The sequence below is a fragment of the Pseudomonas sp. 22072 genome (assembly GCF_052046095.1).
Taxonomy (GTDB): Bacteria; Pseudomonadota; Gammaproteobacteria; order Pseudomonadales; family Pseudomonadaceae; genus Aquipseudomonas; species Aquipseudomonas paracarnis.
Genome location: NZ_JBQEQE010000006.1, coordinates 98,649 through 121,048, shown reverse-complemented (window position 1 = coordinate 121,048; position 22,400 = coordinate 98,649). Strand labels below are relative to the sequence as shown.

The following is a 22,400-nucleotide window of genomic DNA, read 5'->3' as shown; positions in this document are numbered from 1 at the left end:
ATTCATAAGGCGTGTTTCTGGCGGCTGGCCCAGGGTGCCAGCATAAAGCTGAACGCCAGGCCCAGGCTGACCGACAAGCCGAAATTGCTCACGGCCGGTGTACTGGAGACCGCCAGCAGGCCGAACGACAACCAAGTCGTCAGTGCCGCCAGCAGTGTTCCCAACAGGCTGACGGCAGGGCCGCCGATCTGCTCGCGCATCAAAATCGCATAGTCGACGCTGATGGCCGTGACCAGCAGCAGGCCAAACAGGCTGAACAAAGTCAGCGGCTGGCCCAGCCAACCGAGGCTGGCCAGGCTGCACAACGCAGCCAGCAGCGGCAGGGCGACGATACGCAAGGCGCCGCCAAAGCCGAAGGGCGCAATCAGCAATAGCACGATCAGCACGCAAGACAGCAACTTCAATTCGGCAGCACTGATCTGCGTGTCGGCAAACACCCGGTTCAAGTCACCCAAGCGGTCCACCAACTGCACGCCGGGCAAGTTCAGCGCCTGCACCCGCAGCAGCGCCGGGTTGTTCAAGCCTTGCAGGCTGACCATGGCCACCACGCCGCCATCCACCGGGCCCAGCCACAGCGTGCGCCAAGGCTCGGCCAGCGGGCCTTGCATTGCGGCGTCGATGTCTGCGGTGGGCAGCGCCTGCAACTGCGCCACTTCGGCTTGCAGGGCGCTGAGGGGCACGCCGAGGTCCAGTAGCGGTTTCCAGTGTGGCGCCAGGTTGTTCAGCGCCTCGCGCAGCTGTTGTTGCTCGCCGGGAAGGTTGACCAGTTGATTGAGCGCCAGGTAGCCCTGGAGCTTGTCCATCTGCACCAACTGGTCCAAGCGTTTGCCCAAGGCGGCCTGGCGCTCCAGCAACTGCTGCTGATTGTCCGCTCGCACCAGGAAAAACTGGCTGGTGGGCTGGAACCCGGTGATGCGCGCCACGGCCTGGGCTTCCTGCAGCAACTGCGGCGGCGCACCGATCCATTGGCGGATATCGTTTTTAGTGTTCAGTTGCCACAGGCCCGCAGCGCAGAACAGCAGCACCCACACCAGCAGTACCGAACTGGGTACGCGTTTGAGCAGTGCCGTGCGCAGTTGCCATAGGCTTTGGGCGACACGCAGCGGCCATTGCGCCGGGCGCAGTTCCACGCCCTTGAGCAGCGCGGGCAACAGGCACACGGCGCACAAATAGGCACCGACCAAACCGGCAGCCGAGAACACCGCAATCTGGGTCAGCGCCGGGAAAGGCGTCCAGGCCAGCGCCAGGTAGCCGATAGCGCTGGTGGCCAGGCTCAGGCTTAGCCCTGGCAGGGTCAGGCGCAACGCCGGCCAACTGCGCCACGGCTGCAGGCTCCAGCTTTTGGACAGGTAATGCAGCGGGTAATCCACTGCCACGCCGATCAGGCTGGAACCCAGCACCAGGGTCATCACATGCATATGCCCAAACAGCGCCACACATGCCACCGCGCCAAACAGCATGCCCACCAGTACCGGCACGAATGCCAGCAACACCCGCCAGCGTCGGAACGCCAGCAGCAGTAATAACAGGATGCCCAGGGTGGCGCCGCCGCCGACCCAGGTCATTTCCCGAGTGGCCTGCTGTTGCCCGTTGGCCGCATAGAGCAAACCGCTGGCGGCGAGCAGCTGCGCGCCGTGTGCGCTGGCTTGCTCGCGGCTGGCCTTCAGCAAGTCCGCCACTTGCAGCGGCAACTTCATGTCGAAGGCGTTGCCGGTAGTGCGGGCCCGCAGCAGCACCCAGCTTTTGCCGTCGGCATCGGCGATCAAGGCGCCGCTGCCGATGTCCATTTGCACCGCACCGTGTTGCGGTTGGCTGTTCTGGATGCGCCCGGTGAGGCCGAGCCAATCGTCCTGGCTTGGCACCAGGCTGAAACCGGTGAAGGGGTCGAACAGCGATTGCACGCGTTGCTGGATGAACGCCTCAGGCTGCTGGATCAGTTGTTCGCGGTCCTTGGACGAGAGCATCGACAAACGCCCACGCAGCAGTTGTTCGCGCAACGCTGGCAAGTCGGCTTGCAGGTTCCACTGCACCTTTTCAAACAGGCCGCTGGCCTGCCAACGCTCACCCAGTTGCTGCGCCACGGCCACCGCTTGCTGGCGGTCGGCATGCCCCACCAGTACCAGCATTTCGCGGTTGAGCGGCTCTTGCATGCGCTGTTCGGCTTGCAGTTCCAAGGCGTCCGGCGTGCTGCCGGGCACCAGTTCCATCAGGTTGGCCGACAACGGCGCGCCGTCACGCCACTGCCAGCCTGCCAGGGCCAGCACGGCCACCAGCAAGGTCAGGAACAGGCGCGGCAGCAGGCGCTCACTGGGCAAAGTCGTGTTGCTCCGCATTGCTCAACGGCTGGTCGGCGGTACTGTCCTGCATGCGCAACAGCGTGCTGTCGCCTTGGGTTTCCAGCAGTTCAATGGTGCGCACCAGTGCGCCACCGTCGATATTGATCTGGGTGAACACTTGCTTGAGCAGCAGCGAACGCGGGGTCAGCGTGAGCTTCCATTGTTGGGCCTCGCCTTGCAGTTGCAGGTCGAAGTCGCGCTGCAGGCCACTGCTGTCGCCCTGCAGTACCGCCAGGAACAAACGATTCTGTTCGGCGCCGGCACTCTTGTTTGGCAGTAGTTGCCAGCCATTGGCGTCACGGCGGGCAATGCCTCGGGAGGTGATGCGGTAGTCCTGTTGCAGCGGAGTTTTCAACAGCCACAGCAGGCCGTGATCCTTGGCGAGCACGAAGGTGCCTTTGCTCACCAATGGCTGGGGCAGGGCGCGCAGGTGCTTTTCCTGGGTGAAGTTGCCGTGGATCACTAAGGGTTTGGCAAGCTGATCGCTCAACTGCTGCAAGTCAAAAGCCTGGGCGCTGAAGCTCAGCAACAACGCAGCCACCGTAGGAGCGAGCTTGCTCGCGAAAAACCTGAGGGCCCCACGGGGTGTCAGGCGCCCCGCGTTATCGTTGGCGATCTTCGCGAGCAAGCTCGCTCCTACAGGGGGTCTCATTCCAGGGCTCTCTCTACGGCGTCGGTAAAGACTTTGGGCGAGGCCAGCTGCATCTCGCGGCTGGCGATTTGCACCGCCACTTGCACGGTGCTGGCGCGGGTCAAACGCTCGCCGCTGGCCAGGTCGGTGATCAAATAATTGACCTTCAAACGGTTCTCCCATTCCACCAGGCTGGCGCGCACGTTGATGGTCTGGCCGAAGGTCGCGCCGCGTACATAGCGTAGCTGCATGTCGATCACCGGCCAGGCGTAGCCGGCTTCGAGCATCGCCGTATAGTTATGGCCGATCTTGTCCAGCAACGCACAGCGCGCCACTTCCAGGTACTTCACGTAATGCCCGTGCCACACCACGTTCATGGTGTCGATGTCGAAAAAAGGCACAAGGATTTCAGTGTCGCTGTGCAACACGCCGGGGCTACGCATGCAGCCTCCAGTGTTGCGCGGCGATACGTTGCAGGCACAGGCGCAGTTCGCCTTCCAGGGCGCGGTCTTCGATGACCGGCGCAAAGTCCTGGGCCAGTTCGGCGTGCATCGCGGCCAGTGCTGGTGGCAGTGGGCGGGCATCCTCGGCCCGGGCGCGCAGCCACACGCCCTGGTGGGCGGCGAGCAGGGTCGCGGCGGCGACCTGTTCGGTCAACTCCAGCACGCGGATCGCATCGCGGGCAGCGATGGTGCCCATGCTCACCTTGTCCTGGTTGTGGCACTCGGTGGAGCGCGAGAACACGCTGGCCGGCATGGTGTTTTTCAGCGCTTCGGCGGTCCAGGCGCTGGTGCCGATCTGCACGGCCTTGAAGCCGTGGTTGATCATGGCGCGGTCAGTCGGGGCGCCTGAGAGGTTGCTCGGCAGGCCATGGTTGTAGCGCACGTCCACCAACAGTGCGAGCTGGCGGTCGAGCAGGTCGGCAACGTTGGCGACCAGGGTCTTGAGGCTGTCCATGGCGAAGGCGATATGCCCGCCGTAGAAGTGCCCGCCATGCAGCACACGTTCTTCTTCGGCGTCGATGATCGGGTTGTCGTTGGCGCTGTTCAGTTCGATCTCGATGAACGAGCGCAGCCAGTTCAGGCTGTCCGCCAATACGCCGAGCACGTGGGGCGCGCAGCGCAACGAATAACGGTCTTGCAGGCGATGCAGGGGGGCGGTGGGCGCGTCGATGGCCAGGTCCTTGCGCAGCCACGCGGCGACTTGCATCTGCCCAGGGTGCGGCTTGGCGGCGAACAGGCGCTCGTCGAAGTGTTCCGGGTTGCCTTGCAGCGCCACCACATTGAGTGCGGTGATGCGCGTGGCCAGTTGCAACAGATAGTCGGCGCGGGCAAAGGCCAGGCAGGCCAGGCCGGTCATCACCGCGGTGCCATTCATCAGTGCCAGGGCTTCCTTGGGCCGCAGTACCAGCGGCTCCCAACCCAGCTCGCGGTGCACGTCGGCCGCCGGGCGGCGTTCGCCACGGAATAGCACTTCACGTTCGCCGGACAAGGTCGCAGCCACATAGGACAGCGGCGTCAGATCACCACTGGCGCCGACCGAGCCTTCTTCCGGGATCAGTGGCAACACATCGTTTTCGAGGAAGGCATGCAGGCGTTCCAGCAGTTCCACACGCACCCCGGACACGCCATGGCACAGCGACTGCAAACGCGCCGCCAGTACGGCGCGAGTAGCCTGGGCATCAAGCAATTTGCCCAGGCCGCAACCGTGAAAGGTGTACAGATGACGCGGCAAGGCTTCGACGTGCTCCAGCGGCACCGCCACTACGCAGGAGTCGCCGTAGCCGGTGGTCACGCCGTAGATCACGCCTTCCTTGTCCAGCAGCGAGTGGAGGAACTGCGCGCCCTTGGCGATGCGTTGGCGGTACGCGGCATCGTCCTGCAGGCGAGTGGGCACCTGGCGGTTGGCCAGGGCCAGCACGTCTTCGATGCGCAGGGGGCGTTCACCAAAGGTGATGGGCTCAAGAGGCGTCGTCATCGGTCTTCCAGAAAGGGTAAAAGTTGAACCATTGTTGGGGCGCTTGCAGGCAGAACTGGCCCAGGCGTGCGGCGTAGCGGGTGGTCCATTCGGCAATGACTTGCTCACGGGTGCTGCGCTTCCATTCGATCAAATCGGCAAAGGGCTCGATAGTCAGGCGATAGCGACCCTGGTGCTTGAGACACATCAGCAGATTGACCGGGCACTTGAGCAAGCCCGCCAGCAGCCATGGGCCTTGGGGAAATGCCGCCGTGTGTCCGAGGAAGTCCACGCGCACCGTGCGCCCGCCGTGCAGCGGGATGCGGTCGCCGGCAATCGCCAGCCACTCGCCATCGTCCAGGCGCTGGCTGAGCAGCAGCATGGTGGCCGGGTCCAATTCGCTGACCTGGATCAGGCGCAAATGGGTCGCGCCGGCCTCGCCCAGCAGACGGTTGAAACGCTCGGCGTGCTTGGTGTGCACCAGCACATTCATGGTGACCTGTTCACCAATCTCCGCGAGGGCGCGGCACACTTCCAGGTTACCCAGGTGCGCACCCACCAACATCTGCCCGCGCTCGCCACGCAGTTGACTGCGCAACTGCGCCGGGTCGTTGATCTCGATTTGCTCCAGGCGCAGCTTGCCGTTCCACACGTCCAGCTTGTCGAGCAGCGAATCGGCGAAGGCCATGAACTGGGCAAAGACTGTGCGGTGGCTCGGCAGCAAGTCATTGCGCCCGCTCCATTGCGCCAGCCGCTGCTGGTATTGCCAGGCGCTGTGGCGTGCGGTGCGGCCGAACAGGAAGAAGTAAAAGACGATGCTGTAGAGCAACGGGCTCAATAGGCGACGGCCGAGGACTTTGACCGCGACCGCGGTGAATTTCATCAGCCAGAAGCTGCCGCGTTCCTCGCGGTCGGCCCAATGCTTGGTGCTGTCGTTCATGCTTGCCACCGTCGCCACAGGATCATCGGCGCGCGCACGAGCATGCCGAAGAACAACCGCGTGTGCATGGCGCTGATGCGCAGGTTGTCGCGCAACAAGCGAAAGTGCGACAGGCCGTCGGCGGGGTAGTGCACCTGGGTGGGCAGCCAGCGCATCGGCTGGTTGCGCCAGGCCAGGCGCACCAGGATGTCCGAGTCGAAATCCATGTGCGTGCCGATGTAGGCCGAGTCCATCAGCGCCAGGGTCGGCGCCAGCGGGTACACGCGAAAGCCGCACATCGAGTCGCGAATCTCAAGCGACAAGGTGTTAATCCAGACCCACACGTGGGTCAGGTAACGTGCGTACAGGCGACCCTTGGGCACGCTGTCGTCGTATTCGGGGTAGCCGCAGATGACGGCCTCGGGGTGCTGGCGTGAGGTGTGGATAAAGGTCTGGACTTCGCGCAGGTCGTGCTGGCCATCGGCGTCCACTTGCAGGGTGTGGGTATAGCCCAGCCGCGCTGCTTCGCGAAAACCGGCCATCACGGCGGCGCCCTTGCCCTGGTTGCTGGGCAGGGTCAGCAGGGTGACGTTATCCAGCGTCGCCAATTGCGCCAGCACGGCTGCGCACGCGGCGCTGCTGCCATCGTCCACCAAGAGGCAGGGCAGACCGCTCTTCAGCACACTGTGGACCACGGCCGGCACGGCGGCTTCGTGGTTGTATACCGGGATCAAAGCGCAGGGGTTATGCATATTCAAAGCCTGCGCAAACCCCGTGGCGAGGGAGCTTGCTCCCGCTGGGCTGCGAAGCAGCCCCAATGGAGGCGACCGAGATCATCCTGGGAGTGGGTGATGCCTGGGTTGGGAGCGCTTCGCACTCCAGCGGGAGCAAGCTCCCTTGCCACAAGAACAGGTTATGCATGCGCGGCATCCAGCACGATCCGCCCGCTTGAGCACGCTGCAACCCCATTGCGATAGGCGAAGTACAGTTTGCTACGCTCCCGATCAAAGCGCAGATGCAATTCGATGTGATCGCCCGGGCGCACCAGTTGCTGGAACTTGAGCACTTCCATGCCGGCGAACCGGGTTGGCAGGTCGAGCAATTGTTGGCCCAGGTTGAACGCCCATTCCACCTGCACCACCCCCGGCAATACCGGGGTGACCGGGAAGTGCCCGCTGAAATAGGCCAGGTCCGGTGGGATGCTCAGTTGCAAGGTCCATTCACCTTCGGTTTCGACTTGTGCCAACACCTCAGGCCCCTTGGGGCGAGGCGCCAGCAACAAGGCTTCGATATCGGCCTGGGGCAATTTGCCCTGGCTGTTCAGCGGCAGTTGGCGCAACAAGCGCCAGCGGCGTGGCAAGGCCAGGGCTTCGCAATGTTGGCTCAGGTGCTGGCGCAGGGTCTGGGTGAGCGTGCGGCGTCCCTGGTTGCGCAGGGCATGCAGCCCCGCGTCGGTGAGCACCACCACGGCACCCAGGGACGCACGGTTTTCCTGCACCACGCCCAGGCGGGTGTCGCACACCCATTCATGGGCGATCAGCGCTTGTTCCAACATCGGCAGGGAGATGCGTTTTTCTTCCAGCTTGACGATACGGTCCAGGCGGCCCAGCAGTTCGAAGCGCCCATCGGCATGCAGGCGAACGGCGTCGGCTGTCTGTTCGACATGCCCTTCGGGCAAGTACTTTGAGGCGATGCGTAAAGCGCCGTCGGCATCCTGGCTCAGTTGCACGTCGGCAAACGGCTGCCAGGGTTGCGCACCCTGGCGCCAGGCGATGCCGCCGGTTTCCGAGCTGCCGAGGATTTCTGTGGGCCATTGCTGTAAACGGTCGTAGAGGCTGCCGGCCGCATCAACCGGCAACGCGCCACCGGAGGAAAATACCCTTGCAACCTGGCTCAGTGCCGGCCAGTCGAGGTTGTCGCCCATGCGCTTGAGCAGCGCCGGGCTGGCCACCCAGGCAAATTGCGGGTGCTCACGGCTGGCGCGCTGCATGTCTTCGGGGAACGCCAGTTGTTTGCGCACAAAGGTGCGACCTGCGCACAGCGGCCACAGCACGCGAAACAGCAAGCCGTAGATATGCTGGGTGGCGACACTGCCGATGATGCAGGCGTCCTTGAGGTCTTTGCCCCACAGGGCCTCCAGCGCCTCTACTTCATTGGCCAACTGGCGCAGGGACTTGTCGATGCGCTTGGGCTCGCCGCTGGAGCCGGAGGTGCACAGGCTCAGTTGGCAAGTGTCCAGGTCGAGGGCGGCGGCGCTCAAGGGCACTTGATACAGCGCGTCCAGGTCGCTGGCTTCGACCAGCCAGGCATCCACGGCGTCGGTCCAGCGTTGGCGCGTCTGGGGTTGCAGGTCGGCGGGCAGCAGCACGCTCGCGCCTGCGCGCCAGGCGCCCAGCAGCGCAATCGCCAGCAGCCCGGCGTCTTCCAGGTGCACGGCCAGGCGCCGGATACCCCGGGCTTGCAGGCCCGCCGCCAGGCTCAGCGACTGCTCCCACAGTTGCGCGTGGTTCATGAGGGGCTCGGTGGTCACCCCGCGATCTTGCAGTGGCTCAAGCAGCAAATGCTCAAGTTTCAACCCTTTCATACGCGGCCTCGAACCCTTTGTCGTACCAGCCATTCCACGGCAAACAACAGCCCCATCAGCCCGTAGGCGATCAGGCCGTTGTACAACGTCCACCAGCTCAGCGGCGCCCACAGGGTGAGCGCGGCGGCGAGCAGGCCATTACAGAGAAAAAACACACTCCACACCAGGGTGACCCGGCGGGTATACACCACCGCGTGGGGCGGCAGGTGCGGGTCGGTCATGCGTGCCAGGCGCTCGACCATCGGCGGGCCGTATTTCAGGCTCAGGCCGAACAGCGCCAGCATGAACCCGCTGACCAGGCTCGGGTACCAGCGCAGCCACTGCGGGTTATCGAACCATGCCAGTGCCAGGCAAAACACGATCACCACCACCGCCATCCAACGGCTGCCCGGGCGCCGCGCAGCGGTGAGCGCGCGCAACAGCCACAGGCTGCCCAGCAGCAAGCCGAACTGCCAGGGTGCAAAATGCTCGGTGCCGTAATACACGGCGAAGGGGTACAGCAGCCCCGCCAATAACAGGCCAAGGCCGATCAGCCGGCTCATGCGGCGGGCTGGACCAGACGGTACACCGCCTCTACCACGTCGTTCACCGTGCGTACCGCCTTGAACTCTTCGGCGGCGATTTTCTTGCCGGTCTGGCGCTTGATGTGGTCGATCAGGTCCACGGCGTCGATGCTGTCGATTTCCAGGTCCTGGTAAAGGTTGGCGTCGAGGGTGACGCGTTCCGGGGGCAGTTCAAACAGTTCCACCAAGGCGTCGCGCAGGGTGTTGAAGATATCGTCACGAGTTTGCATGGTACGGTCTCAAGCTGCCTGTCGGGCCGTGACGAACGCCGCAAGGCTGGCCACGTTGGTGAAGTGATTGCGGGTGTCCTTGGCGTCGGCATCGATTTTGATGCCGTATTTTTTCTGGATCGCCAGGCCCAATTCCAGCGCATCGACCGAATCCAGGCCCAGGCCTTCGCCAAACAGGGTCTGGTCGCTGCCAATATCGTCGGGGCTGATGTCTTCCAGGCCCAGGGCCTCGATGATCAGCGTCTTTATGTCGTGCTCAAGGCGGTGTTGGTCGCTCATCTTCGGCGAGCTCCTTAATGAAATAGTGATGCAGGTGATCGTTGAGCTTGCGTGAAGCCTGGGGCGCGGGCCCGACTGCGGCAAACGCTTGTGGCTCTATATCGGCGCCCACGCGCAAACTGAAGTGAAATCGACGGTGGGGGATGCGATACCAGGGTTCGGCCTTGGTCAGGGTGGTGGGGCTGACCTTGATCACCACTGGCGTGATGATTGTCGCACCACGCAGCGCAATGGCCGCACCGCCGCGATGAAAGGCCGGCGCCGCGCCCGGCGTGGTGCGGGTGCCTTCGGGAAAGATGATCAGCGTCTGGCCGGCGCGCAGGGCGTCGGCTGCGGCATCGAGCATGTCGGCACTGCCGTCATTGCTGATATAGCCGGCATCGCGCACCGGGCTGCGGGTGAACGGGTTCTGGAACAGGCTCTGCTTGACCACGCAGTTGGTCTGGCGCATCAGGCCGATCAGGAACACCACGTCGATCAGCGACGGGTGGTTGGCGACGATCATCTGGCCAGGGCGGCCAAGCTTTTCGGCACCCTCGACGCTGTAGGTGAGAATGCCCAGGCCCTTCATCAGGCGAATGAAAAACCAGAACAGGCAACTGATGGTGTGGCGTGCGCGCCGTTGATGCTGGCTGGCGTCGCCCGGCAGGCAACTGAGCAACGGAAATACCAGCAAACGCAGGCACAGCCCGCCGATGCCAAACAGGCAAAAGCTGAGGGCCGTGGCGAACAGGCGCCAATAATAGGCCTGCCGTGGCTTGTGGGTCAGGGCTTGCGTTGCCAGTTCCATACTCGGTTCTTCCAGGCATGTTGGCAGGCGCCCTGTTCGGTCAGCAGGGTGCGCAGCAGGTTCAGGGCGTGGGGCCACTGGGTTTGAGTGAGTTGGACAGTGCCGGTGGTGAGTTCCAGTTGCCACTCGTCGCCCGGCGTGAGCAACAGGCCGAGGGCGTAGGGGAAGGGCACATCCCTAATCCAGCTGGCGTAGGCGTGGGGCGGTTGTTCTTCGGTGATCACCAGCAATACGGCGGCGGCGCCTTCGTTGAGCAACGCGGCGGCTTCGAGCAGGCCGTGTTCGAGGCCATCGCCGGCGGCGGCGAGGGCGGTCATCTCGCTGGTTTCATTGCGCAGGATTGACCACAGGCCAATCACCGCGTTATGCACCGACAGGCTGAACTGAGTAGGCGACAGCGGCTGCTCGTTGGCCAGGTCACTGAGGATGTCCAGGGTGCGCGGGGTTTCGCCGTGGCGGGAAATAAACACCAGCGGCAGGTCTTCAAGGCCCTCGGCCAGCGGCCAGCCGACGCTGAATGCCATGCGCGCCAGCCGGCTCAGACGACGGCGCTGCATGGCTGGCAAAAATGACACATCGGGGGACGCTTCGCTGACAGGCGGCAACACCGGGTCCCGGCACCAGGCGTACCAGTCGTCCGCACTCGCAAGGCCAGGAGCCCAGGCGCGCCATTGGGCGATGTTGAAGTTGATCACTGAGAAGTTATCCCGCCCCTGCGGGCTTCCATGTGCGGCCAATGGCCCCGGATTCCGGGACAGGGAGCAATGGCCGTATGGCGCGCATTATCCCGGTGCCGTGGGGTTCTAGCAAATAGTGGTGAAAGTTTGTTCACTATTGATCACAAATAAGTTGGAAGAATTTACAGATTATCGGCGAGCGAAGGCCGGACTCGATCGGTGCGCGGTTTCCATTCATTTGTGAGCCAGGCAGCGCGTAAGGATGAACGAGGTAGCTAACCGGCGCTTTTGCGCTCTACACTCGGGGGATTCATTGATACACGGAGGTTTTTCCATGCGGCGCGTGGTGTTCAATCAAAAAGGCGGTGTGGGCAAGTCCAGCATCGCCTGCAACCTGGCGGCGGTCAGCGCCAGCGAAGGTTATCGAACCCTGTTGGTGGACCTCGATGCACAAGCCAACTCAACCCAGTACCTCACCGGGCTGACGGGCGACGACATCCCCATGGGAATCGCGGATTTTTTCAAGCAAACCCTGTCGACGGGGCCGTTTTCGAAGAAAAACAGGGTAGATATCTACGAAACCCCGTTCGATAATCTGCATGTGATCACCGCCACCCCGGAACTGGCCGACCTGCAGCCCAAGCTTGAGGCCAAGCACAAAATCAACAAGCTGCGAAAGCTGCTGGATGAACTGAGCGAAGATTACGACCGAATCTACCTGGATACGCCTCCAGCGCTGAATTTTTACGCGGTTTCGGCGCTGATTGCCGCCGATCGCGTACTGATCCCCTTCGATTGCGACAGCTTTTCCCGCCAGGCCCTGTATGGCCTGCTGGCTGAGATCGAAGAATTGAAGGACGACCATAACGAAGGCCTGGAAGTGGAAGGCATCGTGGTCAACCAATTCCAGGCACGGGCGAGCCTGCCGCAACAGATTCTCGATGAATTGATTGCCGAAGGGCTGCCGGTACTGCCGGTGTACCTGGCCAGCTCCGTGCGTATGCGCGAGTCGCACCAGGAGAGCAAGCCGCTGATCCACCTGGACCCACGGCATAAGCTGACGCAGCAGTTCGTAGACCTGCACAACCTGCTGGAAAACGCCTGACCCAACAGGCAACACCGAACACGGTGGGAGCCGGGCTTGCCGGTTACGGCCTGACAGCCCACGCTGATCGAGATGAGGCACCGCGATCCAAATGTGGGAGCTGGCTTGCCTGCGAAGATATCGACTCGGTGTGCCTGAATCACCGAGTTGACTGCATCGCAGGCAAGCCAGCTCCCACATTGACCGAGTTGATTGAGGGGGATGTTTACACCCCCTGGCTGCTCAACCAACTCATCAACTGCGGCAACGGGAATGCCCCGCTCTGGCGCGCCACTTCGCGGCCGTTCTTGAACAGAATCAAACTGGGAATCGAGCGAATCCCCAATTGCGCCGACAGCTGCTGGTTAGCCTCGCTGTCCAGCTTCGCCAGCCGGCACTTGCCTTCCAACTGCCCGGCGGCCTGTTCGAATACCGGCGCAAACGACTTGCACGGCCCGCACCAGTCGGCCCACACATCGACCAGGAGCGGCAGGTCGCCCTTGATCTGGTTGGCATAGTCACCCTGTTTCAAATCAAAGGGTTTGTTCAGCAACACCGACTGCTTGCAGCGCCCGCACTTGGGCGCATCACCCAGGCGTTCGCCGGGGATGCGGTTGAGGCCGTTGCAATGAGGGCAGGGGATGACAAGAGGTTCGGACATCGGAGGCTCCTGGGGTTTGGCCAGTTGGGTATTTGGTGTCGAGACAGAGGTTTATCAAGGATATAGATACTTATTCGCTCACATTTTCGTCCTCGCCAGCGTGAACGGTGTGGCTAGGCTTTTTGTTGTGCACCACCGGTCTGTTTGCGTCTATAGCAAATTGCGATAGTTCGAATTCAGGTTTAACCTTCATAGCAAGATGCGATAAGGACGTTGCATGCGAGTCATCAGTGAAAGCAGGATCTGGGAAGCAAAAGGAAAATGGCCGCGCTCTGCAACAGCTCTGGATCAGTGGTATCGCGTGATCAAGCGCAACGCCCCCAAGGACTTTGCCGCAATGAAAGCCATGTTTCCCGCCACCGACAAGGTAGGTGAATTTCATGTATTTGATATTGGCGGTAACAAGCTGAGGTTGATTGCGTCGGTGCAGTATCGAATGCAGCGCGTTTACATCAAACACCTGCTTGACCACCGTGATTATGAGAAAAACAAATGGAAGGAAAAAATCAGATGAGCGCACTTATGCGAGTGGCGGCAGAGCACTGGCAGTTCGTTTCGCCTGTGCTGCGCAAGCCGGAAAACGAGGCAGACTACGACGCATTGGTATGCGGTTTGGATGAGCTATTGAGTCTGGTGGGTGAAGACGAGGACAGCCCGCTGATGAGCCTGGTCGACATTCTGAGCGACTGGATCGAAGCTTATGATCGTGAGCATCGCCCAATGCCCGTCGCCAGCGGGGTCGATGTGCTGCGCTACATGATGCGCGAGCACAATCTTACCCAGAGTGACCTTCCTGGCGTTGGGGCGCAATCGGTTGTCTCGGAGATACTGAGCGGAAAACGCCAGCTCAACGTGCGCCAGATTCGTTGGCTGGCCGAGCGTTTCGGGGTGTCGGTGGAGACCTTTATCTAAGGGGTCACGACGAACAACTAATCTCCAAATGCTTGCCCCAATCCGGCGGCCGTTGCGCGTACTGCTCCATGCCAGCTTGTTCCTCAAACGGCCTGGTCAGCACGTCATGCAGCCGCCGCACTTCGCTGTAGTCGCCTGATTCGGCGGCGGTGATGGCGTTTTGGGCCAGGTAGTTGCGCAGGATGTACAGCGGGTTGACCGCGTGCATGCGCTCACGGCGCTGTTCCTGGGTGTAATCCCCATCCCGTGCAACACGGGCCTTGTACCGCTCGGCCCAGGCATCAAACCCGGCCATGTCGACAAAGTCATCACGCAACCGCGCCACGGCTAACGTCGCCGATTCGTCGCCCAGGCGGCGGAAGAACAGCGTGTAGTCCACACCGCTGTTCTGCATCAGCTTGAGCAAACCCTCCACCAGCGTCTGGTCGTCCTCTTCGGCGGTGGTCAGCCCCAGCCGGCGGCGCATCAGGTCCAGGTAGTGCGCTTGATACAGCGGCAGGTACAGGCCGAGGGCTTCTTTCAGTGCGTCAACGCTGATGAACGGTGTAAGCGCCTGGGCCAAGGCGCTGAGGTTCCACTGCCCGATCGGCACCTGGTTGCTGAAGGAGTAGCGCCCTTCATGGTCGGAATGATTGCAGATGAAGTGCGCGTCAAAATCATCGAGAAACGCGAAGGGCCCGAAGTCGAAGGTAATGCCCAGGATCGACATGTTGTCGGTGTTCATCACGCCGTGGCAAAAACCATAAGCCTGCCATTTGGCGATCATTTCGGCGTTGCGCTCGACGATCTCGCGGAACATCGCCAGGTAAGGCTCGGGTTGCTCGCGGCATTCGGGGTAGTGCAGGTTCAGCACGTGCTCGGCGAGTTCGGCCTGCTGCTCAGGCTTCTTGGTGTAGTAGAAATATTCGAAGTGTCCGAAGCGAATATGGCTGTGGGCCAGGCGTAAAACCATCGCCCCGCGTTCCTGTTTCTCCCGCCATACCGGCGTGCTGGAACCGATCACGCACAGGGCGCGGCTGGTGGGGATGCCTAGCGCATGCAGGGCCTCGGAGGCGAGGAATTCACGAATCGAAGAGCGCAACACGGCACGCCCGTCGCCCATGCGCGAGTAAGGCGTCATCCCGGCGCCCTTGAGGTGTAAATCCCAATGCTCGCCGGCCTCGTTATAGACCTCGCCCAGCAATAACCCGCGGCCATCGCCCAACTGCGGGGTGTAGCCGCCGAATTGATGCCCGGAATACACCATCGCCCGTGGTTCTGCCTCGGCCCACAGCTTGTGGCCGCCGAACAGCTCGGCAAATACCGGGGTTTCGGCCACGGCCGGGTCGAGGTCAAGCAGGGCCATGGCGGCCTTGCTCGCGACGACCAGGCGCGGCTCATCGAGGGGCTCTGGCAGTACGTGGGTCGAGAATGCGTCGCCCAGGCGTGCGAAGCGGTTGTCGAAGGTCAGTTCGTCGAGGGCTTTCACCGGCCATCTCCAGCAGAATGTCCGAGCATTCTGCTGGGGATAGGGCGTTTAGTCGAGTTTGCTGGGTGGCGGCTCCGGCGCATCCACGACTTTGCCTGCAGGAGGCTCGGGGGCGTCGGGCTTGTCGAGGGGCTCGGCGATGGTCTTGCGCTCGTCTTCGGCCGGCACCAATTTGTATTCCTGGCCGTGAAGATTCTTCAGGTAGATTTCCATCTGCCGGAACGAGATGTTGATGTGCTGTTTCTTGAATTCACGATTGATATAGCGGTTGACCTCGTCCAACACCGGGTTGCGGTCGCCCAGGTCGCGAACATGCATGCGCAGCTCGTGGTCGAGGGTGCTTTCGCCGAAGTTGAGGAAGTACACGTGGGGTTCCGGCTCTTTGAGTACCCGTGGGTTTTCTCGCGCCGCCTTGAGCAGCAATTCCTTCACCAGGTCCAGGTCGGAGCCATAGTCCACGCCCAGTTTCAGGGTGACACGGGTGATGGTGTCGGTCAGCGACCAGTTGATCAGTTGCCCGGTGATGAAGGTCTTGTTGGGGACGATGATGTCCTTGTTGTCGAAGTCGGTGATGGTGGTGGCGCGAATGCGGATCTTGCTTACCGTACCCGACAGGTTGCCGATGGTAATGGTGTCGCCGATGCGCACCGGGCGTTCGAACAAAATCATGATGCCGGAGATGAAGTTGGCGAAGATCTCCTGCATGCCGAAACCCAGGCCCACCGACAGCGCGGCCACCAGCCATTGCAGCTTGTCCCAGCTCACACCGAGGGTGGAAAGGGTGGTGACAAAGCCCACGCCGGCAATGATATAGGACAGCAAGGTGGTGGTGGCGTAGGCGCTGCCTTGGGCCAGGTCGAGCTTGGACAGCACCAGGACTTCGAGCAGGCCGGGCAGGTTGCGCGCCAGGGCGAAGGTGATACCGATGATAATCGACGCGCCCAGCAGGTCGCCGATGCTGATGGGCACCATGCTGATATTCGCACCTGTGCCGCTGGTGTATTCGTACAGGGTGACGTTGTCCAGGTAGGAAAATACCGAGATCAGGTCCGACCACACCCAGTACAGCGCCGCGATAAAGCCGCCGAGCAGGGCCAGGCGGATCAGGCGCATGGACTGTTCGTTGACCTGCTCGATGTCCAGGGTCGGCTCTTCGATCACCGCTTCGCCGTCACCGGCCTCCTTGGCTGCCTGGCGTTTGGCCAGGGCCCGGGCGTAGGCCAGGCGCCTTGCGGCAACACCCAGGCCGCGCACGAAGGTGGCTTCGATCACCAGCCAGAACATCAGCAGGTACAGGGTATTGATCAGCCGGTCGCTGAGTTTCAGCGCGGTGTAGTAATAGCCAAAGCACACGGCAATAAACAGAGCGATGGGCAGCGCGGTGAACACCACCCCGATAGCTTTGCGAAACAACGAGGCCTTTTCGTGGGTCGGGCTGTTCAGCAGCAGGCGGCCCAGCAGCCAGGCCATCAGCCCGTAGCAGGTCAGTACCACGGCGATACCCAGCACGTCGTCAGCCAGCGCGGCCGGTTGATGTTCGGCAATCGCGACCACGGCCACCAACGCCAGTACCACCAGCCCGAGCTTGCGTATCCAGCCTTGCAGGAATTCGACCTGCGGCCTTTCCCAGCGAAAGTGCAGCTCCGCCACGCCGCCCGGCGCGAGGATGCGGTAGGCGGTGTAGAACACCAGCCAGGCTTGGGCGATCTGCAGCAAGGCCGCGCCCAGGTTGGCGTTTTGCCCGCGGGCGTCGATCTGCAACGCGTAGCCGCACAGCGCCAGGCCCAGGGCCACGGGCATCGCCAGCAGGATGTTGATCAGGATGGCCTGCGGCGTATGCCACTGGCTGTCGCGCTTGAAGTGGCCGATGTCCTGGTGAACCTTTTTCAGGCGCACATACAGCGCATTGCGTCGCCACAACAGCGCGCCGATCAGCAACAGCAACGGAAGGAACAGCAGGGGGCGTTGGGTCAGGCCGTCATACAGCTCACTGACGCTGGACGCCCAGGGCAGGGTGGTGACCTGTTTGCTCAGATGCGCCGGTACGGTTTCCAGCCATTCAGTGTCCAGCGGCTTGTTGCTGGGGATCCAGAACATTTGCTCGTCGAGCGTGGCGCGCAGGGTGCTGGCGGTGCTGAGCAGTTGTTTCTGGTTCAGTTGCAGGGTGATGGATTCGTTGAGCAGTGCGCTCAGTTCGCGGCTCAGGCGTTCCAGCAGGTCGCTGCGGGTGATCGCCACTTCCAGCAGGGTGCGGCGCAGTTGCGGAGTGACTTCATCTGGCGGCTGGTTGGCCAGCAGGTTGTCCACATAGGCGCTGGGGGAGGTGATCAGCTCTCGCTGTTGGTTGACCTCGAACTGGTACAGGCGAATGTTGGCGATGTCGTCGGCCAGGTCTTTGTCCACGGTCAGCCGCGGCAGGGCCTGCTTTTGTTTATAGAGAATCTTGGACAGCAGCAGGCTGCCCTTGAGCACGTTGATCTGCTCGTCCAGGGCCGAATCGCTTTGGGTCACGGTGTCCAGTTGCTGCTTGGTCTGCAGGTTTTTCTGGGTCAGGTCGTTGAGGCGGTCGGTGCTTTTGAGCAGGTAGTCGGACAGCTTCAGGTTGTCTGCGCTTTCCTTGGCCAGGATGCTACTGCCGCCGGCTTTCTGCGCTTCGATGGACTGTTGGGTCACCGTCTGCTGGGACTGGGCCAGGCGTTTCTGGTTGATCAGGGTTTGCAGGTCCTGGATTTCCTGCTCCAGGCGTGCGGTTTTTTCCTGGATCAGGTCATGCTGGCTGTTGCCCAAATCTTGCAGCTGGCTGTTGCCGGCCAATTCCTGGCGGCGCAGGGGAATCAAGGCATTCAGGGCCGCCAGTTCGGCGTTGAGCTGGTTGCGCTGGTCGCCGCTGAGAGGTTTGCCATTGTCTTTGCCAAGCTTGAGCGTCGCGTTGATTTGCTGGATGCGCGTCTGGCTGCTGCTGATTTCGGTCTGGGCGCGTTCGGGGCGGGTCTGGGCGGCGATGGTCAGGCTGTTGGCGTCGGCCAGTTCTTTTTGCAGGTCGCCTTGCTGGGTGCTGCGTTGCACCAATAACTGCTCAAGCTGCGGCACCGGCAGGCTGGCGTAGCGTTGGGCCACCGGAATGATTTTGGTGGCCTTGAGGCGCGCCAGCTCACGCTGGTTCTCATTGGTCTGGCGCGGGGCCTCTTCCAGCTGGCGCTTGAGGTCGGCCAGGCGCTGCTCGTAGTCCTGCTGATTGCCCAGGTAGGTCAGGGTCTGTTGCAGGGTCGCCTGCAGCGCCTTCATGTCGGCGTCAGGCAGCTTGCGGTCGGGCAGTTTATCCAGGCTTTGCTGGACGGCTTCGGCGCTGGGCGGGTCGGCGGCGTATACGCTGCCAACACAAAGGGTCAGGCCCAGCAGGGCAGTGGCGAGAAAAGTACGCAGGGTTGGCATAGAGACCGGTCTTGCAAAGTGAAGAATCGGGGCGTCGTTGTCCCGCAGTTTAGAGGAAGAGTCCGGGGCCCGGGCGACTTCCTTCGGGGAATCTGACGCCGACTTTGCCAATCTTGTTCCCGTCCATGACCGCGACGGTCCAGATGGTGTTGTTCCACTCCACCTGGTCGCCGACTACCGGTGCACCGCCAACCTTCTGGGTGATGAAACGGCTCAGCGGCATGTCCGGGTCGATACCCTCAAGCTTGAGCCCGTACAAGGCCGAAACCGCGCCCAGCTGGGCGTCGCCTTCCAGTACGAAGTCGCCGAAGAAGCGCAAATCGAGGCCCCGTTGCGGTGCCTGGCTGAACAGTTTGCCCAGAGCCGGCAGGTTGTGTTCGTGGCCGATCACACAGAGCAGATCGTCGACTTCCAGCACCGTACTACCCGACGGATGGAGCAGTTGTTGGCCACGAAACAGCGCGGCGATGCGCGTGCCTTCGGGCATTTTCAGCTCGCGCAGGGCCGCGCCGATGCACCATTTCTCGGCGCCGAGGCGGTAGACGAACAGCTCCCACTCGCTGGTGACGTGCACTTCCAGCGCTGCCCGGGAAATCGGCGCCGGGTCTGGCGGTACGGTGACTTTAAGCAACTTGGCCACCCACGGCAGGCTGGTGCCCTGCACCAACAGCGAGACCAGCACGATAAAGAACGCCAGGTTGAAGTACAGCTGCGCATGGGGCAGGCCGGCCATCAGCGGGAACACCGCGAGGATGATCGGTACCGCGCCGCGCAGGCCGACCCAGGCGATAAAGGCCTTTTCGCGCCCGTGGAACGCCTTGAATGGCAGCAGGCCAACCATCACCGACAGCGGCCGGGCAAACAGGATCATCCACAGCGCCAGGCCTAGGGCGGGCAGGGCGATGGGCAGCAAATCGTGAGGCGTGACCAGCAGGCCCAGCACCAAGAACATCCCGATCTGCGCCAGCCAGGCCATGCCGTCGAGCATGTGCAAAATGCCATGGCGGCTGCGCACCGGGCGGTTGCCGATCACCAGCCCGCACAGGTACACGGCGAGGAAGCCGCTGCCGTGCAGGGCGTTGGTCAGGGCAAACACGAACAGGCCGCCGGCAATCACCAGGATCGGGTACAGGCCGTTGGCCAGGTTGATGCGGTTGACCAGCTGCAACATCAGCCAGCCGCCGCCCAGGCCTACCAGGCCACCGATGCCGAATTCGCGGATCAGGTGCGTGAGCAGGCTCCAGTGCAGGCCGGTCTGGCCGCTGGCGAGCATGTCGATCAGGGTGACGGTGAGGAACACCGCCATCGGATCGTTGCTGCCGGATTCGATCTCCAGGCTGGCGCTGACCCGTTCGTTGAGGCCCTTGCCGCCCAGTAGCGAGAATACCGCCGCGGCGTCCGTGGAGCCGACGATGGCGCCGATCAGCAAGCCTTGGATGATGTTGAGGTCGAACAGCCAGGCCGCCGCCATGCCCGTGAGGCCGGTGGTAATCAACACCCCCACCGTGGCCAGGGACAAGGCCGGCCACAGCGCCACGCGGAAACTCGCCACCCGGGTGCGCAAACCGCCGTCGAGCAGGATCACGGCGAGGGCGAGGTTGCCCACCAGATAGGCGGTCGGGTAGTTATCGAAAATGATGCCACCGCCATCGACCCCGGCGGTCATGCCCACGGCCAGGATAATCACCAGGATAGGGATACCCAGGCGTGACGAAAGCGAACTCACCAGAATGCTCGCAGTCACCAGCAACGCGCCGATCAAGAACAGGCTGTTGATGGTCGTCGCATTCAAAGGCAGTACTCCAGGGCAGGGGGAAGACAGGGCGCAAACTGACCATGCAGTCTGCGTGCCAGGGATTCTAACCTGTTGAATTGCTGCGCTGTCAAAAAGCTTTTGTGGCTGCACATCGCTCAAATGTGGGAGCTGGCTTGCCTGCGATTGCGGTGTGCCAGGCGCCATGGGCGTCAGCTGACAGATTGCTATCGCAGGCAAGCCAGCTCCCACAAGGTATGGGGTGTGAGCAAAGGCTTATTTCAGAGGCGGAACCTTCCGACCATCCCATTCAGATCCACCGCCAAGCGCGACAACTCGCCGCTCGCCGCACTGGTCTGGCTGGCGCCCGTGGCCGATTGCACCGACAGGTCACGGATATTCACCAGGTTGCGGTCCACTTCCCGCGCCACCTGGGCCTGTTCTTCCGCCGCACTGGCGATCACCAGGTTGCGCTCGTTGATCTCCACAATCGCCGTGTTGATAGTGTCCAGCGACAGGCCCGCGCCTCGGGCGATGTTGAGTGTCGATTCGGCGCGCTCGGTGCTGTTGCGCATCGAATCCACCGCGTGTTCAGTGCCTGTCTGGATGCTGCCGATCATGCGCTCGATTTCGCTGGTGGACTGCTGGGTGCGATGGGCCAGCGCCCGCACTTCATCGGCCACCACGGCGAAACCACGCCCGGCTTCCCCGGCTCGCGCTGCTTCGATCGCGGCGTTCAGGGCCAGCAGGTTGGTCTGGTCGGCCAGGCCACGGATCACGTCCAGCACTTTGCCGATATCCCTCGATTCATTGGCCAGGTCGCCAATCAGGGAGGCGGTGGCCTGCACATCGGTACTCATGCGTTCGATAGCGCTAACGGTTTCCTGCACCAGGTCGCGGCCGTCACCGGCAGACGTGGTGGCGTTGCGCGAAGCTTCGGAGGTGCTCACCGCGTTGCGTGCGACTTCTTCCACCGCACTGGTCATCTCGTTGACGGCAGTGGCGGCCTGTTCGATTTCGTTGTTCTGCTGGGTCAGGCCACGGGCGCTTTCGTCGGTGACCGCATTCAGCTCTTCAGCGGCAGACGCTAGCTGGGTAGCGGAGCCGGCGATACGTTGCAGGGTGTCGCGCAGTTTGTGTTGCATCTTGGCCATGGCCGCGAGCAGGCGTCCGGCTTCGTCGTTGCCGTCCACGGTGATCGGGCGCGTCAGGTTGCCTTCGGCCACTTCTTCGGCGGCTTCTAGCGCCTGGGCGATGGGCAGGGTGATGCTGCGGGTCAGCAACCAGGCGAACAGCAAGGTCAGCGCCGTGGCAATCACCAGCAGGCCTACCACCAGGTCAAAGGCCATGTCGTATTGGTCTTTGGCGCGCTGGTTGGTGGCGTTGGCGTCGTCGTTATTGATATCCAGCAAGCGGGTCAAGACCGCATTGACCTGCTCGGAGTTGTCCAGCAACTCGGTGTTGAGCAGGCTGCGCAGCTCGTTGACCTGATTGGCCCGAGACAGGCTCTTCATGCGCTCTTCAATCTGACGGTACTGACCCAGCAAGCGCACGTACTCGTTGTAAGCGTTGCGCTCTTCGGTGCTGGTGATCAGTTTTTCGTAGATGTCCTGGGCTGTGCGAATCTGCTGATTGCGCAGTTCAAAGGCTTCCAGGGTCTTTTGCTGTACATCCGGCTCGCGGTTGGTCAGCAAGCGGTACGACAGCACGCGCAGGCGCAGGGTCAGTTGGGTGAATTCATCCAGGGCGCGAATGCTGGGCACGCTGGCCGAGGTGATGTCTTCGGTGGCTGCACGAATTTTGCTCATCTGGTTCAGGGCGAACACACCGAGCAACAACATCAAGGCGCCAATAAACGCGAAGCCGAGGAAGGCCCTCGGGGCGATATTCATATTACGAAGAGACATGCTGGAGTCCTGGGGGAGGCGCTATCCATGCGGCCATGAGACGAGGTGTGCCCGCCTTATCGGCCATGCGACTAAAGTCTTAAGGGGGCGCGCGCTTTTGTCGCATCGGACCAGGGGTTGGGTGAGTTCAGGAACCAGATCGGGTAAATGCAGTCACTAAGGCTCGAAAGTGCGGCCCGGCCTTGCATCATCGGGCTGCGCGGCCAGGGATAACCCTG

Annotated in this window: 19 protein-coding genes and 2 pseudogenes; 3 read left to right on the top strand and 18 right to left on the bottom strand. The window is 62.3% G+C overall.

Translation table 11 applies throughout. The annotated features are described in order from the left end of the window. Nucleotides 1-2 precede the first annotated feature (2 nt). The 12 genes from ACTJLA_RS08455 to ACTJLA_RS08400 all read right to left on the bottom strand — a co-directional run bounded on the left by ACTJLA_RS08455 (nt 3) and on the right by ACTJLA_RS08400 (nt 10,983). Nucleotides 3-2,333 carry an MMPL family transporter gene (locus ACTJLA_RS08455; protein WP_089042098.1) on the bottom strand — a complete coding sequence of 777 codons (2,331 nt, stop codon included), beginning with the start codon at nt 2,331-2,333 and terminating at the stop codon, nt 3-5. After that, nucleotides 2,305-2,988, bottom strand: a complete 684-nt coding sequence (locus tag ACTJLA_RS08450; protein WP_314545827.1) for an outer membrane lipoprotein carrier protein LolA — start codon at nt 2,986-2,988, stop codon at nt 2,305-2,307. Before ACTJLA_RS08450 ends, ACTJLA_RS08455 begins: the two co-directional genes overlap by 29 nt. Then, nucleotides 2,985-3,410, bottom strand: coding sequence for an acyl-CoA thioesterase (locus ACTJLA_RS08445; protein ID WP_034125591.1), 426 nt, complete (start codon nt 3,408-3,410; stop codon nt 2,985-2,987). Before ACTJLA_RS08445 ends, ACTJLA_RS08450 begins: the two co-directional genes overlap by 4 nt. After that, complete coding sequence (locus ACTJLA_RS08440; RefSeq protein WP_440840984.1) at nt 3,403-4,944, bottom strand: HAL/PAL/TAL family ammonia-lyase; 1,542 nt, start codon at nt 4,942-4,944, stop codon at nt 3,403-3,405. Before ACTJLA_RS08440 ends, ACTJLA_RS08445 begins: the two co-directional genes overlap by 8 nt. Next, nucleotides 4,928-5,863 (bottom strand): LpxL/LpxP family acyltransferase, encoded by a 936-nt coding sequence (locus ACTJLA_RS08435; RefSeq protein WP_054896220.1) that lies wholly within the window; start codon nt 5,861-5,863, stop codon nt 4,928-4,930. Before ACTJLA_RS08435 ends, ACTJLA_RS08440 begins: the two co-directional genes overlap by 17 nt. Further along, nucleotides 5,860-6,594, bottom strand: a complete 735-nt coding sequence (locus ACTJLA_RS08430) for a glycosyltransferase family 2 protein (RefSeq protein WP_440840982.1) — start codon at nt 6,592-6,594, stop codon at nt 5,860-5,862. The genes ACTJLA_RS08435 and ACTJLA_RS08430 overlap by 4 nt, the downstream gene beginning before the upstream one ends. A gap of 161 nt (nt 6,595-6,755) precedes the next feature. Then, entirely contained in the window at nt 6,756-8,426 is a 1,671-nt protein-coding gene (locus ACTJLA_RS08425; RefSeq protein WP_440840981.1) for an ApeI family dehydratase, read from the bottom strand. After that, entirely contained in the window at nt 8,423-8,968 is a 546-nt protein-coding gene (locus tag ACTJLA_RS08420; RefSeq protein WP_014716602.1) for a membrane protein, read from the bottom strand. The genes ACTJLA_RS08425 and ACTJLA_RS08420 overlap by 4 nt, the downstream gene beginning before the upstream one ends. Then, nucleotides 8,965-9,219, bottom strand: a complete 255-nt coding sequence (locus ACTJLA_RS08415) for an acyl carrier protein (protein ID WP_003187949.1) — start codon at nt 9,217-9,219, stop codon at nt 8,965-8,967. The genes ACTJLA_RS08420 and ACTJLA_RS08415 overlap by 4 nt, the downstream gene beginning before the upstream one ends. 9 nt (nt 9,220-9,228) lie before the next feature. Further along, the gene (locus ACTJLA_RS08410) at nt 9,229-9,498 is read right to left on the bottom strand and encodes a phosphopantetheine-binding protein (protein ID WP_034125597.1); all 270 of its coding nucleotides are present in this window, start codon (nt 9,496-9,498) and stop codon (nt 9,229-9,231) included. Continuing rightward, nucleotides 9,476-10,288, bottom strand: coding sequence for a lysophospholipid acyltransferase family protein (locus ACTJLA_RS08405; protein ID WP_003187953.1), 813 nt, complete (start codon nt 10,286-10,288; stop codon nt 9,476-9,478). The genes ACTJLA_RS08410 and ACTJLA_RS08405 overlap by 23 nt, the downstream gene beginning before the upstream one ends. Next, nucleotides 10,264-10,983, bottom strand: a complete 720-nt coding sequence (locus ACTJLA_RS08400) for a beta-ketoacyl synthase chain length factor (RefSeq protein WP_014716605.1) — start codon at nt 10,981-10,983, stop codon at nt 10,264-10,266. Before ACTJLA_RS08400 ends, ACTJLA_RS08405 begins: the two co-directional genes overlap by 25 nt. Nucleotides 10,984-11,299: 316 nt before the next feature. Here ACTJLA_RS08400 and ACTJLA_RS08395 point away from each other — a divergent pair, with 316 nt between their 5' ends. After that, nucleotides 11,300-12,070 carry a ParA family protein gene (locus ACTJLA_RS08395; RefSeq protein ID WP_034125599.1) on the top strand — a complete coding sequence of 257 codons (771 nt, stop codon included), beginning with the start codon at nt 11,300-11,302 and terminating at the stop codon, nt 12,068-12,070. Between the two features lie 205 nt (nt 12,071-12,275). Here the strand turns inward: ACTJLA_RS08395 and trxC are convergent, their stop codons facing one another. Beyond that, on the bottom strand, nt 12,276-12,710 hold the full coding sequence (trxC, locus tag ACTJLA_RS08390) for a thioredoxin TrxC (RefSeq protein WP_034125600.1): 435 nt from the start codon (nt 12,708-12,710) through the stop codon (nt 12,276-12,278). Nucleotides 12,711-12,927: 217 nt separating this feature from the next. Between trxC and ACTJLA_RS08385 the strand changes: the two genes are divergently transcribed. Both ACTJLA_RS08385 and ACTJLA_RS08380 read left to right on the top strand, forming a co-directional pair. Next, the gene (locus ACTJLA_RS08385) at nt 12,928-13,224 is read left to right on the top strand and encodes a type II toxin-antitoxin system HigB family toxin (protein ID WP_003187960.1); all 297 of its coding nucleotides are present in this window, start codon (nt 12,928-12,930) and stop codon (nt 13,222-13,224) included. Continuing rightward, entirely contained in the window at nt 13,221-13,622 is a 402-nt protein-coding gene (locus tag ACTJLA_RS08380) for a helix-turn-helix domain-containing protein (RefSeq protein ID WP_034125602.1), read from the top strand. Before ACTJLA_RS08385 ends, ACTJLA_RS08380 begins: the two co-directional genes overlap by 4 nt. A 4-nt stretch (nt 13,623-13,626) precedes the next feature. Here the strand turns inward: ACTJLA_RS08380 and selO are convergent, their stop codons facing one another. From selO to ACTJLA_RS08355, 5 genes and pseudogenes are all read right to left on the bottom strand, one after another. Beyond that, nucleotides 13,627-15,090, bottom strand: a complete 1,464-nt coding sequence (gene selO, locus ACTJLA_RS08375) for a protein adenylyltransferase SelO (RefSeq protein ID WP_054918905.1) — start codon at nt 15,088-15,090, stop codon at nt 13,627-13,629. Between the two features lie 48 nt (nt 15,091-15,138). Continuing rightward, a complete protein-coding gene (mscK, locus tag ACTJLA_RS08370) occupies nt 15,139-18,522 on the bottom strand; it encodes a mechanosensitive channel MscK (protein WP_314545860.1) in 3,384 nt (1,127 codons plus the stop codon). A gap of 49 nt (nt 18,523-18,571) precedes the next feature. Then, nucleotides 18,572-20,314: a potassium/proton antiporter gene (locus ACTJLA_RS08365; protein WP_014716612.1), complete on the bottom strand. Its 1,743-nt coding sequence runs from the start codon at nt 20,312-20,314 to the stop codon at nt 18,572-18,574. 242 nt (nt 20,315-20,556) lie between these two features. Continuing rightward, nucleotides 20,557-21,156 (bottom strand): annotated as a pseudogene (locus ACTJLA_RS08360) (methyl-accepting chemotaxis protein); the annotation flags it as partial. A 303-nt stretch (nt 21,157-21,459) separates the two neighbouring features. Continuing rightward, nucleotides 21,460-22,116, bottom strand: a pseudogene (locus tag ACTJLA_RS08355) (MCP four helix bundle domain-containing protein); the annotation flags it as partial. Between the last annotated feature and the right edge of the window lie 284 nt (nt 22,117-22,400).